At 47.4% G+C, this 14,633-nt stretch carries 17 protein-coding genes; 1 reads left to right on the top strand and 16 read right to left on the bottom strand.

Features of this window, described 5'->3' with window-relative positions:
- Positions 1–19: 19 nt before the first annotated feature.
- The 14 genes from trpE to mtrB form a co-directional block, all read right to left on the bottom strand.
- On the bottom strand, positions 20–1,579 hold the full coding sequence (gene trpE / locus KJS65_RS03650) for an anthranilate synthase component I (RefSeq protein ID WP_213648612.1): 1,560 nt from the start codon (positions 1,577–1,579) through the stop codon (positions 20–22).
- 479 nt (positions 1,580–2,058) lie between these two features.
- Positions 2,059–2,433: a chorismate mutase gene (aroH, locus tag KJS65_RS03645; protein ID WP_136606189.1), complete on the bottom strand. Its 375-nt coding sequence runs from the start codon at positions 2,431–2,433 to the stop codon at positions 2,059–2,061.
- Positions 2,426–3,532 (bottom strand): 3-dehydroquinate synthase, encoded by a 1,107-nt coding sequence (aroB, locus tag KJS65_RS03640; protein ID WP_213650615.1) that lies wholly within the window; start codon positions 3,530–3,532, stop codon positions 2,426–2,428. The genes aroH and aroB overlap by 8 nt, the downstream gene beginning before the upstream one ends.
- 2 nt (positions 3,533–3,534) lie before the next feature.
- Positions 3,535–4,704, bottom strand: coding sequence for a chorismate synthase (gene aroC / locus KJS65_RS03635; RefSeq protein ID WP_213648611.1), 1,170 nt, complete (start codon positions 4,702–4,704; stop codon positions 3,535–3,537).
- Between the two features lie 148 nt (positions 4,705–4,852).
- On the bottom strand, positions 4,853–5,035 hold the full coding sequence (locus KJS65_RS03630; protein WP_213650845.1) for a hypothetical protein: 183 nt from the start codon (positions 5,033–5,035) through the stop codon (positions 4,853–4,855).
- Positions 5,036–5,122: 87 nt separating this feature from the next.
- A complete protein-coding gene (locus tag KJS65_RS03625; RefSeq protein ID WP_213648610.1) occupies positions 5,123–5,950 on the bottom strand; it encodes a CheR family methyltransferase in 828 nt (275 codons plus the stop codon).
- On the bottom strand, positions 5,950–6,393 hold the full coding sequence (gene ndk / locus KJS65_RS03620) for a nucleoside-diphosphate kinase (RefSeq protein ID WP_213648609.1): 444 nt from the start codon (positions 6,391–6,393) through the stop codon (positions 5,950–5,952). Before ndk ends, KJS65_RS03625 begins: the two co-directional genes overlap by 1 nt.
- Before the next feature lie 101 nt (positions 6,394–6,494).
- Complete coding sequence (locus KJS65_RS03615) at positions 6,495–7,469, bottom strand: polyprenyl synthetase family protein (protein WP_213648608.1); 975 nt, start codon at positions 7,467–7,469, stop codon at positions 6,495–6,497.
- Between the two features lie 138 nt (positions 7,470–7,607).
- Entirely contained in the window at positions 7,608–8,249 is a 642-nt protein-coding gene (locus KJS65_RS03610) for a UbiX family flavin prenyltransferase (RefSeq protein WP_213648607.1), read from the bottom strand.
- Positions 8,246–9,118 (bottom strand): UbiA-like polyprenyltransferase, encoded by an 873-nt coding sequence (locus KJS65_RS03605; protein ID WP_213648606.1) that lies wholly within the window; start codon positions 9,116–9,118, stop codon positions 8,246–8,248. The genes KJS65_RS03610 and KJS65_RS03605 overlap by 4 nt, the downstream gene beginning before the upstream one ends.
- Positions 9,111–9,857: a demethylmenaquinone methyltransferase gene (locus KJS65_RS03600; RefSeq protein WP_213648605.1), complete on the bottom strand. Its 747-nt coding sequence runs from the start codon at positions 9,855–9,857 to the stop codon at positions 9,111–9,113. Before KJS65_RS03600 ends, KJS65_RS03605 begins: the two co-directional genes overlap by 8 nt.
- Positions 9,858–9,867: 10 nt before the next feature.
- Positions 9,868–10,734 (bottom strand): heptaprenyl diphosphate synthase component 1, encoded by an 867-nt coding sequence (locus KJS65_RS03595; protein ID WP_213648604.1) that lies wholly within the window; start codon positions 10,732–10,734, stop codon positions 9,868–9,870.
- A 238-nt stretch (positions 10,735–10,972) separates the two neighbouring features.
- Complete coding sequence (locus KJS65_RS03590; RefSeq protein WP_213648603.1) at positions 10,973–11,524, bottom strand: hypothetical protein; 552 nt, start codon at positions 11,522–11,524, stop codon at positions 10,973–10,975.
- 100 nt (positions 11,525–11,624) lie between these two features.
- Complete coding sequence (gene mtrB / locus KJS65_RS03585) at positions 11,625–11,849, bottom strand: trp RNA-binding attenuation protein MtrB (RefSeq protein ID WP_136606197.1); 225 nt, start codon at positions 11,847–11,849, stop codon at positions 11,625–11,627.
- Positions 11,850–11,945: 96 nt separating this feature from the next.
- Here mtrB and KJS65_RS30055 point away from each other — a divergent pair, with 96 nt between their 5' ends.
- Positions 11,946–12,077: a hypothetical protein gene (locus KJS65_RS30055; protein ID WP_280531303.1), complete on the top strand. Its 132-nt coding sequence runs from the start codon at positions 11,946–11,948 to the stop codon at positions 12,075–12,077.
- Between the two features lie 154 nt (positions 12,078–12,231).
- Here KJS65_RS30055 and KJS65_RS03580 read toward each other — a convergent pair whose 3' ends face one another.
- Together KJS65_RS03580 and spoIVA are read right to left on the bottom strand one after the other, a co-directional pair.
- Positions 12,232–12,504 carry an HU family DNA-binding protein gene (locus tag KJS65_RS03580; protein WP_136606198.1) on the bottom strand — a complete coding sequence of 91 codons (273 nt, stop codon included), beginning with the start codon at positions 12,502–12,504 and terminating at the stop codon, positions 12,232–12,234.
- Between the two features lie 510 nt (positions 12,505–13,014).
- Complete coding sequence (gene spoIVA, locus KJS65_RS03575) at positions 13,015–14,493, bottom strand: stage IV sporulation protein A (protein WP_213648602.1); 1,479 nt, start codon at positions 14,491–14,493, stop codon at positions 13,015–13,017.
- Positions 14,494–14,633: the final 140 nt, after the last annotated feature.

Here is a 14,633-nt window from a genome sequence, read left to right as displayed (position 1 = left end):
TTCTTCTCCTCCTTTGTGTTTATGGCGTGTATTCATAAAAATAATCCTGATTCAGCTGCTGCTCTATTTCCACTTTGGACTCTGACGGAAACATGGCTTCAGCGGTCCGGATCGATTTTAGCAGTGCTTTGGCTTTATTCACCGTCTCTTCGTATTCCTTCTCGGGCACCGAATCCCATACGATCCCTGCCCCGGCCTGCACGTACGCTTTGCCCTTACGGAAGATGATCGTCCGGATTGTAATGCATGAATCCATATTGGAGTTAAAGCCCAGGTAACCAATGGCTCCCGCATAAGCTCCTCTGGCTTCCCTCTCCAGCTCGGCGATAATTTCCATCGCTCTCAGCTTTGGCGCGCCGGATACCGTTCCCGCGGGCAGGCAGGATAGAAAAGCATCGAAGAAATCCTTGTCGTCCCGAAGCGTGCCGGATACGTTAGAGACCATGTGCATGACATGCGAATAACGCTCAATTTCCATAAACATGTCGCATTTAACCGTCCCGAACTGTGAAACACGGCCCAAATCATTGCGTCCAAGATCGACGAGCATCAAGTGCTCAGCCCGTTCCTTTTCATCCTCAAGCAGTTCCTTTGCCAACCGATCATCCTCGGCTTCGTCCGCTCCTCGGGGCCTCGTACCTGCAATCGGCCTCGTTTCGACTTTACCACCGTCAATTTTAACCAGTGCTTCAGGCGAGGTTCCAACAATGATCTCCTCATGCATCTTAAGGTAATACATATAAGGGGATGGATTGAGTGTTCGCAGCACGCGGTATACATGCAGCGGAGAGACTTCCGTTTCAATATGAAAACGCTGGGACAGTACCACCTGGAAAATATCGCCTGACCGTATATATTCCTGTGCCTGCTCCACATTTGCCATATATTGTTCCTTCGTCATATTGGACTTGATGTCGCCCAGCTCAATATCTGCAGGAATCGTACGTCCATTTACGTTTTCTCGCGGCCCCTGCGTCTGCAGCTGTTCAGCAATTTGACTAAGCTTGTTGTCGATCTCCACGTAACTGCGGCGGATATCCTCATCCCGATCACCGTCCTGGACATGAACATTACCGACCAGCAAAATCTGCTGCTTTACATGATCGAAAACAATCACCGTGTCGCAAAACATAAACCGGATGTCATCCATGACAAGATCATCTACTGCATGGGAAGGAAGCTTCTCATAATATTGCAGCAAATCATAGCCGAAGAAGCCGATCGCTCCACCCGTGAAAGGAGGTAGCTCCTCCGTTTTCGGACTCCGGTAGCTGCGGAGCAGTGCCTTCAGCTCTTCAACAGGCTTGCCCTTGACGACTTCTTCTGCGCCGTTTCTTTCCAGTACAATCTCGCCCTTCTTGCCGTAGATCATCATGAAAGGATCGGTTCCAATAAAAGAATACCGTGCCCACTGACTGCCACCCTCTACACTTTCAAGCAAAAACGCGCAATCGCGTTCAGCGTAACGCTGAAAAATTCGTATCGGGGTTTCCATATCCGCCAGCAGCCGTTTTACGACAGGAATCAGATTATACTCGCGGGACATCTTTATGACCTGCTCCACACCCGGATTCATCATGACTTGTTCCCTCCTTCGTTTTTCATTCGGATTTCGGTAATACTAGGGTGAACTATTGATGTAGATAACAAAAAAACCTCTACCGAAGTAGAGGTTTGACGTTCATTAAGTATGTGGAAAGAGTCGTCCGCAGCAATCACGTTGTGCTTAGATTATTTGTAATTCCCGCATCCCAGATCTCTGGAAAGTAGAACTAGAAACATCTATGCAAAACATTATGGCTGGACGTTCCAAAATTTGCATTACGCATATGGACTCAGCTCTTCTATACTCAACTCAGCTCATCTAAACTCTACTCAGCTATACAGATTAACTTAGATCTCTATCTAAGTTCAATCCATGGACATTGTTCGAAATCCTTCGTTCGAACTTTGCGTTATAGAATGATCATCAACATCTTCTCGCATCTGTCATTCTATGTAACTTACCTACACTATACAGGATGGACCCTCGTCCTGGCAAGCATACATCTCAAAAAGTTAGGCCTTGGGGGCGGCAAGGTCCGGGCGAAGCTTCTTCGCTTCGTTCATATACACATGCTTAATATCGCTTTGGCTCTTTTCGGTGTTAACCTGAACCATTAGGCGGATGCAGCGCGGCAGGCTTCCTTTTACAGGAACTTCTACGGAACACATCAAAGGAACCAGTTCCCAGCCCTCCAATTGTCGGATAGCTTTCGCCGGAAATGCGGCGTCCAGATCTTGAGTCAGGGTGATCCAAACACTGCAAATATCTTCCGGATTTACTTCATTGCGCTCCACGATTTCACGCATTAATACGACAGTTTCATCCAGAATTTCACGTTCCTCATTAAGCTCCACGGTTGTCGCACCGCGAATACCTCGGTTATACATGGGCTTCTCCTCCTTTTCTAAGCTGTTTCAGGATATCTCTGACCAGTTGCTGCGGAATATCCTTCACAATGCTGACTGAGCCGATCGAATCCGGTACCACAAATACCATTGTACCTTCCTTGAACTTCTTATCATGCATCATAGCCTCCATCAGGTCGTCCTCATCCAAATGCTCCGGTAGTACAACCGGCAGATTCAGAGCGGTAAGCATTGCTGCCGTTTCAGCATAGATACCTTTTTTTCGTCCCAATGCCTCAGCCAAGAGCGCCGAGCCGGCCATTCCGATCGAGATGGCTTCACCATGCAAAAACTCTCCATAGCCGCCAACAGCCTCTATCGCATGTCCAATGGTATGTCCAAGGTTTAATATGGCACGCAGACCACCTTCACGTTCATCCTGGGATACAACATCCGCTTTAATAGCAACGCCCCGCTCCAAACCATATCCAAGCGAATCTAAATCAAGGGCTAACAGTTTACCCGCATGATCCTTGCACCAGTATGCAAACGCTTCGTCTTTGATGAGGCCATGCTTGACCATTTCAGCCAATCCGGCAGAAACCTCGCGGGGAGGAAGTGTTGTAAGGGTGTCAAGATCATACAGCACAAATTCAGGCTGATGAAATGCGCCAATCATATTTTTGGCAAGCGGATGGTTAACGGCAACCTTGCCGCCAACGCTGCTGTCATGTGCCAGGATGGTGGTTGGCATCTGGATAAATGAAATACCGCGCATATAAGTAGCGGCTACGAAACCGGCCAAATCTCCAACGACGCCTCCACCAAGGGCGATAACAGATGAGTTGCGATCAAGTCCACCCTGAATGGCATCTGTCATGACATTTTCAAAGACTGACAAAGATTTGGACCCTTCTCCGGATTTAACGATTGAGATCACTAACCGGAATCCTGCCTCTTGCAGCGAGGACTTCAAGGTTTCAAGGTGATAAGGAGCGACCTTATCGTCTGTGACAACCAGATGCGGACTTTTAACAGATAATCCATGCTTTATCAGATAAGCCGCGGCCTGCGGCAGCAGGCCGGAGCCGATATAGATCGGATACGAACGCTCTCCCAATTCCACATGTACGTTTCTCATCATCAGTAATTCTCCACTTGTGTTAAGTAGTTATTGTAATTCGCACGGATCTCATCCATCGAATCGCCTCCGAATTTCTCAAGGAAAGCTTTGGCGATTTCCCATGCCACGACATGTTCCATCACGACACTCGCCGCAGGTACCGCACAAGCATCAGAACGCTCAACCTGAGCTGTAAATGGTTCCTTTGTATCAATGTCCACACTTCTGAGCGGCTTGTAAAGAGTTGGGATCGGCTTCATTACGCCGCGCACAACCACAGGCATTCCATTCGTCATGCCACCCTCAAAACCGCCGAGACGATTACTTGCGCGGTAGTATCCTTGTCCGTCTTCGTGAATAATCTCATCATGCACCTGAGACCCACGGAGAACGCCCGCTTCAAATCCGATACCAATCTCTACACCCTTGAATGCGTTAATCGACATCACCGCCTGAGCAATGCGCCCATCAAGTTTTCGGTCATACTGGACATAGCTTCCAAGTCCAACCGGCAGACCTTCAACAACACACTCGACAACCCCGCCGACCGAGTCGCCTTCTTTTTTAATTTGATCGATATAAGCTTCCATCTTTTGTTCCGTTTCGGAGTCCACCACTCGTACGGAAGAAGCTTCTGTCCGCTCATTTAGCTCATCCACAGATAGTTGGTTGGCAGGTGCCTCAATCTCTCCGATACGTATAACTTGTCCGCCTATCTTCACGCCGAAGGCTTCAAGAAACTGGCGGGCGATCGCTCCACAAGCGACGCGGACGGCCGTTTCTCTTGCGCTGGACCGTTCCAGCACATTCCGAAGATCCTTCAAATTATATTTCAGGCCTCCGTTCAAATCCGCATGACCCGGACGTGGACGATGCACACGACGCTTCTCTTCATCACTGCCTTCAATTGGCTCAACATTCATGATCTGGTTCCAGCTGGCCCAGTCCTTATTTTCCACCACGATGGCCACGGGTGCACCTGTCGTTACGCCATGGCGTACGCCACCGACGATTTTTGCAGTGTCCTTCTCAATTTGCATCCGGCGTCCACGACCATGACCTTTCTGGCGGCGGTGGAGCTGGAAATTCAATGCTTCAAAATCAAGCTTAAGATTGCTTGGCAAACCTTCAATAATGGCAGTAAGCTGGGGACCATGCGTCTCCCCGGCTGTTAAGTAACGAATACTCATGTTGCTTTCCCCCTTTAAACTGTTAAACGGTAATTGGCTAAAATCCGAAGATATCTTTGCTCATTATAGTATAGCTGCCACCGCTTTGACAAGGAAGGTATACATTTGCAAAAAAAGACGCCAATCCCTCAATTGAAGGGACGGCGTCTTACTCTGCATTACTGCTATTAACGGGGAAGCACTCTTTTTGATTACTTTCTTCCTTCAGTCTTTCCACGGAATCCTGTACCATCTGGCTGAGACGGATGTCCTCGATACCCAGGATCTGACCGCATTCCTGAATCGTTATAAAACCGCGACGGTACGCCGAAATCACTTTCCGCTTATCCATACTGAAGCAGACCTCCACTTATCCATATCATTGTGTTAGCCATAGTATCGCATCAAGCGGCTGCAATTATACCCTCAGGATGGAATTTCAGGATTTCTTCCGGTAGAAAAAGGTTTCTGTCGGTTCGAGGCCATATTGCCCAGGTGTAAATATCTGCTCTGTGCTGCCAACAAACAAATAGCCGCCTGGACGAAGGGCCTCCGCAAACTTATGATACAGTTTGTTTTTGGCATCCTCTGTAAAATAAATCATCACATTTCGGCAGACAATCAGATCATGTTTCTCCTCGAAACGGTCCATAAGCAAGTTTTGTTTGCGGAACTGAACGCTTTTCTTCAACTGTTCGCTGAATTTATACATCAAGCCATCCTGTGCAAAATAACGGGAAGCGACATCTTGAGGCACGTCCTTCAAAGAGCGTTCCATATAGAGTCCTTGCTTCGCCTTTGCCAAAGCCCCTTCATCAATGTCAGTCGCAACCAGAGATGAATCAGCCAGCAACCCTTTTCCATCAAGAATCATAGCAAGGGTATAAGGCTCTTCACCCGTGGAGCAGGCGGCACTCCACACCTTGAGGCGACGATTGCCGCCTGCGGACAGCTCAGGGAGAATGATATCTCTAAGAACCTCCCAACGGTTGGGATTACGCCAAAATTCTGAAACATTGATGGTCATACGATCGAGGAATTCATAGAAAAGAGTTTTGTCCTTAGAAATGGCTTCATAGAAAGACGCAAAGCTTTGATAGCCATTTTTTACCCGAAGTGTCGTCAAACGGCGCTTCATTTGGGCTTCTTTATACTCCGACAAATCAATGCCGGTACTTTGCTTAATATTTTGAATGAATTTCAAATAATCCGGATCCGGTTGATGCTCTCCGGCAGGAGCGCCTCCGGATTGAGAAAACGGGTTCATTACATCCACGGCGAAATGCTTTTGTCGTAATTCACCAGTTCATGCGCTTCAAAAAAATTAGCAATTTCGCGCGCGCTGCTTTCTGGAGAGTCGGACCCATGAATCAGATTATGAGGTGTATGCGATGCATAATCGCCTCGGATTGTACCCGGCAGAGCTTCTTTTACATTTGTTTTCCCCATCAGAATTCGGGACAGCGCAATAATATCATCGCCTTCCCAAACCATAGCGAACACAGGGCCGGAAGTAATGAAGCGCACCAGATTATCATAAAAGTCTTTTCCTTCATGCTCGGCATAATGCCGCTTCGCCTGCTCCTCAGATACCTGGACCAGCTTGCCGGCTGCCATGGTGAATCCCTTGTCTTCCAGTCTCGCAACAATTCTGCCGATTAAACCGCGCTGAACGCCATCAGGCTTGACCATTAAAAAAGTTCGTTCCATAAACTCACTCTCCTGTTTTGATTCAAGTCATAAGGTTTGGTTTGGTAATCTTATTACAGTTATTTCAGACTGACAATTGATAGAGGATCGGATCAAAAACCTTAATAAGAGCGCTTCGCAACAAAATTTGCAATATCCCTGAGGTTTTTCTTCGTCCGAATGTCCGGCAGCCGTTCAAGCGCGTCAAACGCTTTTTTGAAGTAGCGGTCGGCCAACTCCTCCGCCTTCGTAATGCCCTTGCTTTCCTTGATGATTCGAATGGCACCCGTGACATCACATTCCCCGTTTCGTTCACGGATATAGCTGATTTCACGCAGCAGCGGACCCCGTAATTCTTCGTCCTGCAATGCATATATGACCGGAATCGTAATGTTTCCCTGTCTCATGTCGCTACCCGGCGGCTTGCCGATCTGCTTTTCGGTGCCGCACAGATCGAGCAGATCATCCTGGATCTGATACGCCATGCCGACATTGTAGCCATAGCGGTACAGCAGATTAACGGTTTTCCGATCAGCGTCGGATGCAACAGCACCAAGCTGGCAGCTGATCGCGATCAGTAGAGCGGTTTTCCGGCGGATACGCAGAAGATAACGGCGCACGTTCTGTTCCGTATTAAAGAAATCACGGATCTGTTCCATTTCACCGATGGACATTTCGACCATTGCTTTGGAAAGCACCTGATGGATCAGAGGATTTCCCAGCTGCGCAGCGATCATAAGCGCTCGGGCATAAATATAATCCCCTGTGTACATCGCGATGCGGTTATCCCACTTTGACTTGACGGTCAGCTCCCCGCGGCGTGTATCCGCATCATCGATCACGTCATCATGAACCAGAGAAGCCATATGAATCAGCTCCAAGGGGACAGCCACATGCTTCAGCTTTTCCAGATCATAAGAGCCGAATTTGCCGCCCATCAGGACAAATACCGGACGCAGACGCTTTCCTCCCGCTTTAAGCAGGTGCATGGACGTTTCGTTCAGCAGTTCATGCTCGCCTTCGATACTCCGAAAGAGCTCGTCTTCAATATAATTCATGTCTTTTTTCAGTAAGCCGAATATGTCTAATCTTTTCATTCCTTCACCCGTGTCAGCGTATTCTCAATCCGCAATCCTTTTTCACAAGCAGCAGAATTCGAGTCGAAATTCTTCATCAGAAGCATTAATAGTCAAATCATAGCATATTTCTATCCCATAAATCACTTATGCGATCTCTCAATTCTCTGTAGACAACCTAGCCGCAGCTTGACCGCCGTTCCAGCGAGTAAAGAGACGATGCTCAACGCGCATGCTATCAAGCATTTTCCCCACCTGAAAATCAACCAAATCCGCAATCGTTTCCGGATGAAAATAAAAAGCCGGCATAGCCGGGATAATCCGTACGCCCAGCCTGGCGAGCTTCAGCATATTTTCGAGATGGATGGCGTGAAGAGGCGTCTCGCGTGGCACCAGAACCAGCGTCCGCCCCTCCTTCAGCATTACATCCGCTGCACGGGTCATTAAATTATCGGAGGTCCCGTTTGCGACTGCAGACAGCGTCCCCATGGAGCATGGAGCAATCACCATGCCCTCTACCCGAAACGATCCGCTTGCAATAGTTGCACCGATATCGGCAATGGGATGATAATACAGTTTCCCCGGGAGTCCGTCGAACTTCTCTCTAAGAATCTGTTCCCTCTTGCCGGCATTCCATTCCAGTTCCTCGCTTAGCACCCGCCAACCCGCGTTGGATACCACGACATGAACAGGAAAGCCTTGTTCAAGCAGCACTTCGACCAAGCGCACCCCGTAAACGGAGCCGCTTGCTCCCGTTATGCCGACGACCCAGCCCCGCTTTTCATTTTCCGTATGTATCAATGGTACTGCACCACCAGATCAATCAGTGTAAATACGAATACCGCAATACTAAGTACGCTGTTCATCGTAAAGAACGAGGTTTGCAGCTTGCTCATATCTTTAGGAGACAGGATGTAGTGTTCATAGAATAAAATAATATATGAGATCACCATTCCGGCAAAATACCACCAGCTAAGATCTGTCGTGAAGAACAGAACCACAAAGCCAACCGCCGTCACAACATGGAAAAACTTTGCAATCTGAAGTGATTTATGAATCCCAAAACGTGCAGGAATGGAATATAACCCCTCGTTTTTGTCAAACTCCATGTCTTGAATCGCATAGATCACATCAAACCCTGCAGTCCAGAAAGCAACCGTTACATAGAGCAGGACAGCAACCCAATCGATGCTGTTAGTCACTGCAACCCACCCTCCCAGTGGAGCAAGGCCGAGCGTTAAACCAAGCACCAGATGGCAAAGCCAGGTAAACCGTTTGGTATACGAATAAAATACGAGCATAAACACTGCAATAGGAAGCAGCTTCAACGCAAGGGACGAGAGTTCATATGCCGCCCAGAATAATAAAATAAATGACACGATCGTAAATACGATGACTTCCGCATTCTTCAGAAGCCCCGCAGGAATCGCACGGCCAGCCGTACGCGGATTCTTTTTATCGATAACCTGGTCAATCATCCGATTCAGACCGAATGCCGCACTTCTTGCCCCGAACATGGCCATAAGAATCCAGCCGATCTGTGCCCATGAAGGCAGGTGGCTATTGACCACTACCGATCCCAGAATGGCTCCCATGAAAGCAAAAGGAAGGGCAAACAATGTATGCTCAATCTTAATCATTTCCAAAAAAACACCGATTTTCTTAAACATGCCGATTCTCCTTAATCCCAATATGTAATGCCGCGATGCCACCAGTCAGGGGAAAGGCCTCGACATGCTGTAAACCGACGTTCCGGAATATCGTTGCCAGCTCCTCCCTTCCTGGAAAAAGGGCTAATGAATCCGGCAACCACTTGTACTGCTCATATCTTTTGGCAAAGAGCTTGCCCATATTAGGCAGTATTTTTTGAAAATAAAAATAATAAATGCCTTTAAACGGCTGCCAGGTAGGTTTGGACAATTCCAGACAAACTACCATGCCGCCCGGTTTAACGACTCTTCTCATTTCCTGAAGCACCTTTTCCAAATCAGGCACATTCCGCAGCCCAAATCCAATGGTGGCATAGTCAAAGCGGTTATCTTCGAACGGCAGCTCCATTGCATTCCCCTGAACCAGTGTAATTTGGTCTTCCAAGTGCTTGGCGCGTACCTTGCTCTCCCCAACCTTAAGCATGTTCGGACTGAAATCCAGTCCCACCATTTTACCGTTTCCGCTTGCTTCAGCCATGCTCAGTGTCCAGTCGCAGGTTCCACAGCACAGATCCACCGCCGTATCACCCGGTTTCATCGCCATCTTCTTCATGGCAAATTTACGCCAAGCCTTGTGTCTGCGGAAGCTCAAAATGTCATTCATAATGTCGTACTTGGGAGCTATGCTTTCGAATACGGACTGGACATGATCATATTGTTCCTCCGTATGTGCTTTGGGCTCAGAAGTATTGATATTCATTGAAGCAACCCTACCCTTCTCCGACAGCAGATCCGGAAGCATGAAGCTGCCGCTGGAAAGGCTCCAAAACTTGTCCGATTTCACGGAAGCGGCTATCAGCCTTGACGCTTTTCAGTATGGACTGAACACCGTTTACCGCTTGGCGAAGCTTTTCAGCCATATGCTCTCCTGCTTTATATTTCAGCATCAGCTTTTTCCAATCCTTGTTGTCGATTTTACGTTCTCTGAGTGCCTGTTTGTCTTCTTCACTGGCAACATCCAGGATATGCCAATACGAATAACTGTACATAAACGGCTCATTACTGCTCCGCTGCATTTCTCTTGCTACGGTCTCACACTCGCTGACATTGCGCAGGAGCGTATTCCACAAATCATGCAAGGATTCTTCGAGCAGGGGAGTAAAAGAAAGAAACAGCTGCATATTCAGCTGCACCGTTTGCCGCAAATATTCTTCCGCTGACATGAACAGGCTCTTCATTTTCCCATACAAATTCATTTTTAACACGTTCACGTCGCAAATCGCCTGACTGAGACGTGACACAGTCTCGATTTGCCCTTTTTGAGACAGGATCTGATAAAACCGGCTGCTGAAATAATCTCCTGCGAGAACCTTCAGCTGGCGGGAACGCATAAATCCTTCTCCCGGCTTGCCCTCCTGCGTATCAATCGTTTCATGCGTATCTATACCCATTTGCACCAGGGAGGTAACCAGCGAGAACAATTCGCTATGAACGGATGTCTTGCTTGTTCCCTGGTTCAGAAAAATATATAACAGCTGAACACGGGCGTCAGGAAAAGGCGGCAGCTCCGTATGTTTTTGTATCATGTCGTATTCGACATATTTCTTTGCTAGTTGGGGTACGCGGTACGGTTTCATCGTCAGCCTCCGAGCCTATTTCTTTCTTGAATCACTTTCTTTTTCACGAACAAGAACTTTTGTTCACAATCTTTCCTATTATATCACATGTTTTTTCGCCACGCACGGTGGCACTTCTTCTTTTTTAGATTATAAACGGATAAGTTTTCAGCAAAGTGAAAACGATTCTATAATCGTAAGATAAACTTCCATTAAAATGGGATCTGTCTTATGAGAAATAACATCAATCATGTTTTTCTTACCCGTTTTGGAGCAATCCGAACTGGTTTTTCCACAATATTGTTTCGATGACATGGAAACGCTGTTTAATCAGATCAGACAATGGCGCTTCCCCCGTACGTTTAAGCTCCCCATTTAGTCCGCTGTCCCAATCTTCCCTTCTGACATCCGCTGCGAGCAAAAGATGTTTTGTTCCAAGCCACTTGTCCTCAGCCACAAGCCTGAGCTTGACCTGATTCACATTAATAGTACTTGAAAAGCTAAAAGAAAGGAGATCAGCAATATTTTCATACATCTCCGAAAGCTTGGTATCCGGAGCCGATACGATGAGATCAATAGACATGGCTGGTTCATTCCATTCCACTCTGCGGATTGGCATAGTCAGAGGAAGTGAATGCAATGCATCGACGATATTGTCATTGCTAAGTTCCCAGCCGGGTTGATGCAGTAGAACAGGTAATGTTTCTGGTGAACGCGACACCGAGGTATGAAGATTGCTGAATGGTAAGAGCAGAAGTACTGTTCCCAGAGTGATGAAGAGTGCAGCACTAGTTAGGATAAAGCGGTTCATGGAAAAGGCCTCCCTCGCTTGTTGTATCCTTTAGTTTAATCTTCATCGCAGAAGTCCATACCTCGATTTACAACGAAAAAAAGCAGGCTATGCCTGCAATCTAGCTTTCGCTCTCGATAACGCCATGCTTCGTCTGAACTTCTGCCTTGCCACGAATTTTCATTGCAGAAGTATGATCTGTAAACTGAGCAATCAGGACTTCACCCTTGTCGAGCTTTTCCGTGTGATGAAACTTGGTATCCGTACCCCGGGTCAGTCCGATCACTTGCACACCGTTTTCCTTGGCCTTGACGACAATGTAATCCGTATTATTGGTATTTTCCATTCTTCATCCTCCTCTCCTATATCATTTTAATGGTCATAAGCTGTTGCGCTGCCGGGCATACTGACACGGTATTTATTATAAAAGGGAGTGTTTGCGATGAACTATGAACCAGCACAGCTGGATGAAGAAACAGTATTCAAGCTTCGCGAGTTTGAGCAGCAAATGAGTGAAGCCGCAGGCGAAACTGTGGTACTCATTGCTTATACGGATCAGGAAACATCCCGATAGAAAAGAAAAGGCCGTGAACAGCCTGCAGATCCATTCGGTTGAACCGAAAAGACTTGCAGGTATCTTCAATTCTTTACTGACAAAAGTTGAACAGTAAAAATTTGAAGATTTATCACGGTCTTGTTCTTGCTTACATATGGAATATGTAGAAATCTTATTTGATTCCGTCTTTGAGCGCTTTGCCTGGTTTGAAAGCAGGAATTTTGCTCGAAGGGATTTCGATTTCTTCACCTGTTTGCGGGTTGCGTCCTTTGCGTGCAGAACGTTCGCGAACTTCAAAGTTGCCAAATCCAACGAGTTGGACTTTGTCTCCGCTTTGCAGAGCTTGTGCAATGGATTCGAACACAGCGTCAACCGCTTTAGTCGCATCCTTCTTGGACAATTCTGCCGTTTCAGATACTTGGGAAATCAGTTCGGATTTATTCATTTCTATTTCACCTCCCCAATGATTGAATCGGTTGTTACTCACTCTTTCCGTTTTGCCGTAAAATATACGTTCATCTGTTTATTTTACAGATAGAATCGCCATAAAGCTAGTACAGCCGCAGGCGCGGACAAACTTATAGTAATACAGTGCAACTAGAATTTCAAGAGTTTTAAACTTGAGAACGGTTTAAAACATAAAAAGTGACGATAAATGCATGTCTATATACGCTTCTCTCCAGAAAATCAAGCATACAATTTCTCCGCAAGATAACACTCCCATTCCCTGCATTTCACCATTCTACGGCCGCAATTACTGCTAGGAATTTAATGAGAATTAATTTACAAACAAATGAATAAATATTAATTTTGTAACGCTAAATTGACAACAGCATGGTATATATAACTCCTGAGATTCAGGCTATTTTAAAAGCATCATGTTATTAACTTTGTAAATGTAAACAGCAAAAAGCCGCAGGAGGAGTATTCCGCCTGCGGCTTTCTTTTTGCATTTTTATAAGATGATGGCAATGAGACCGCCAGAGCCTTCGTTGATGATCCTGCCAAGTGTCTCCTGAAGTTTGTATCTTGCATTATCCGGCATCATGGCAATCTTGCCTTGAATACCTTCGCGGACGATGGAGTGCAGAGACCGGCCGAAGATGTCTGAATCCCAAATTTTGATCGGATCGTTTTCGAAATCCTGGATGAGGTAGCGCACAAGCTCCTCACTTTGCTTCTCGGTGCCGATGATCGGGGAGAATTCGGATTCAACATCCACCCGGATCATGTGGATCGAAGGTGCAGTAGCCTTCAGTCTCACGCCAAATCTTGTTCCCTGACGAATGAGCTCAGGCTCATCCAATGACATTTCCGCAAGAGATGGTGCAGCAATGCCGTAACCCGTCGTCTTGACCATCTCCAGTGCCTCAGCGAAGCGGTCATACTCCCGTTTGGCATGAGAGAATTCCTGCATCAGCTGCAGCAGATGATCCTTGCCGCGGATTTCAACACCGACCACTTCCATGAGGATCTGGTCATATAATTCATCCGGAGCGAACAAGTCGATCTCCGCTACACCCTGACCCATGTTCATGCCGCTGAGAGCAGCACGGTTAATGAACTCATAATCCATGAACTGCGATACTACACGGTCCACATCACGCAGACGACGGATATCCTTCACCGTATCGCGGACGGAATTTTCATAGTTGCTGCGGAGCCAGTGCTTCTCGTTCAGCACCATCACCCAGCTCGGCAGATTCACGTTCACTTCGTGCACAGGGAATTCATAGAGAACTTCACGAAGAACCCCTGTGACGTCATCCTCAGTCATCGTAGCAGCGCTGAGAGACATGACCGGAATGTCATACTTTTCAGCAAGTTCATTCCGAAGCTGGAGTGTTTCTTCACTGCGCGGACGGGTAGAGTTGATTACAAGAACGAATGGCTTACCCACTTCCTTGAGTTCAGCAATGACACGCTCTTCTGCCTCCACGTAAGAACCGCGGGGAATTTCGGCAATAGAGCCGTCTGTTGTAACAACCACGCCAAGCGTGGAATGCTCCTGAATTACTTTGCGTGTTCCGATTTCAGCTGCTTCCTGGAATGGAATCGGTTCCTCAAACCAGGGAGTGGAAATCATACGCGGACCGTTTTCGTCCTCATATCCCTTCGCACCTTCAACCGCATAGCCCACACAGTCCACCAGGCGGACGTTGACGTCCAGACCTTCAGCCACCTTAATTTGCACTGCGTTGTTTGGCACAAACTTCGGCTCGGTTGTCATAATGGTTTTGCCTGCTGCGCTCTGCGGCAGTTCATCTACGGCTCTGGCACGGTCGGCTTCGCTTGCGATGTTCGGAAGCACGATGGTTTCCATGAACCGTTTGATGAAAGTTGACTTGCCTGTTCGGACCGCGCCGACGACACCCAGGTAAATATCCCCGCCGGTGCGTTCGGCAATGTCTTTAAAAATGTCCACTTTTTCCAAAAGAGATCCCCTCCTCATTTACTCCGAAGGAAAAATGCTTAAGAGCATCCGCTTCGTGTTCCATCTGGAGCCTCGAGCCATTGCAACGGATTGGAGCCATACAATGTCGTCAGTAGTCCGCCGCCGGGGTCAGAATTGGA

The organism is Paenibacillus sp. J23TS9, from assembly GCF_018403225.1.
Lineage (GTDB): Bacteria > Bacillota > Bacilli > Paenibacillales > Paenibacillaceae > Paenibacillus_AQ.
Note: the sequence above shows the minus strand (reverse complement) of the source record. Positions and strands in the feature narration are given on the sequence as shown.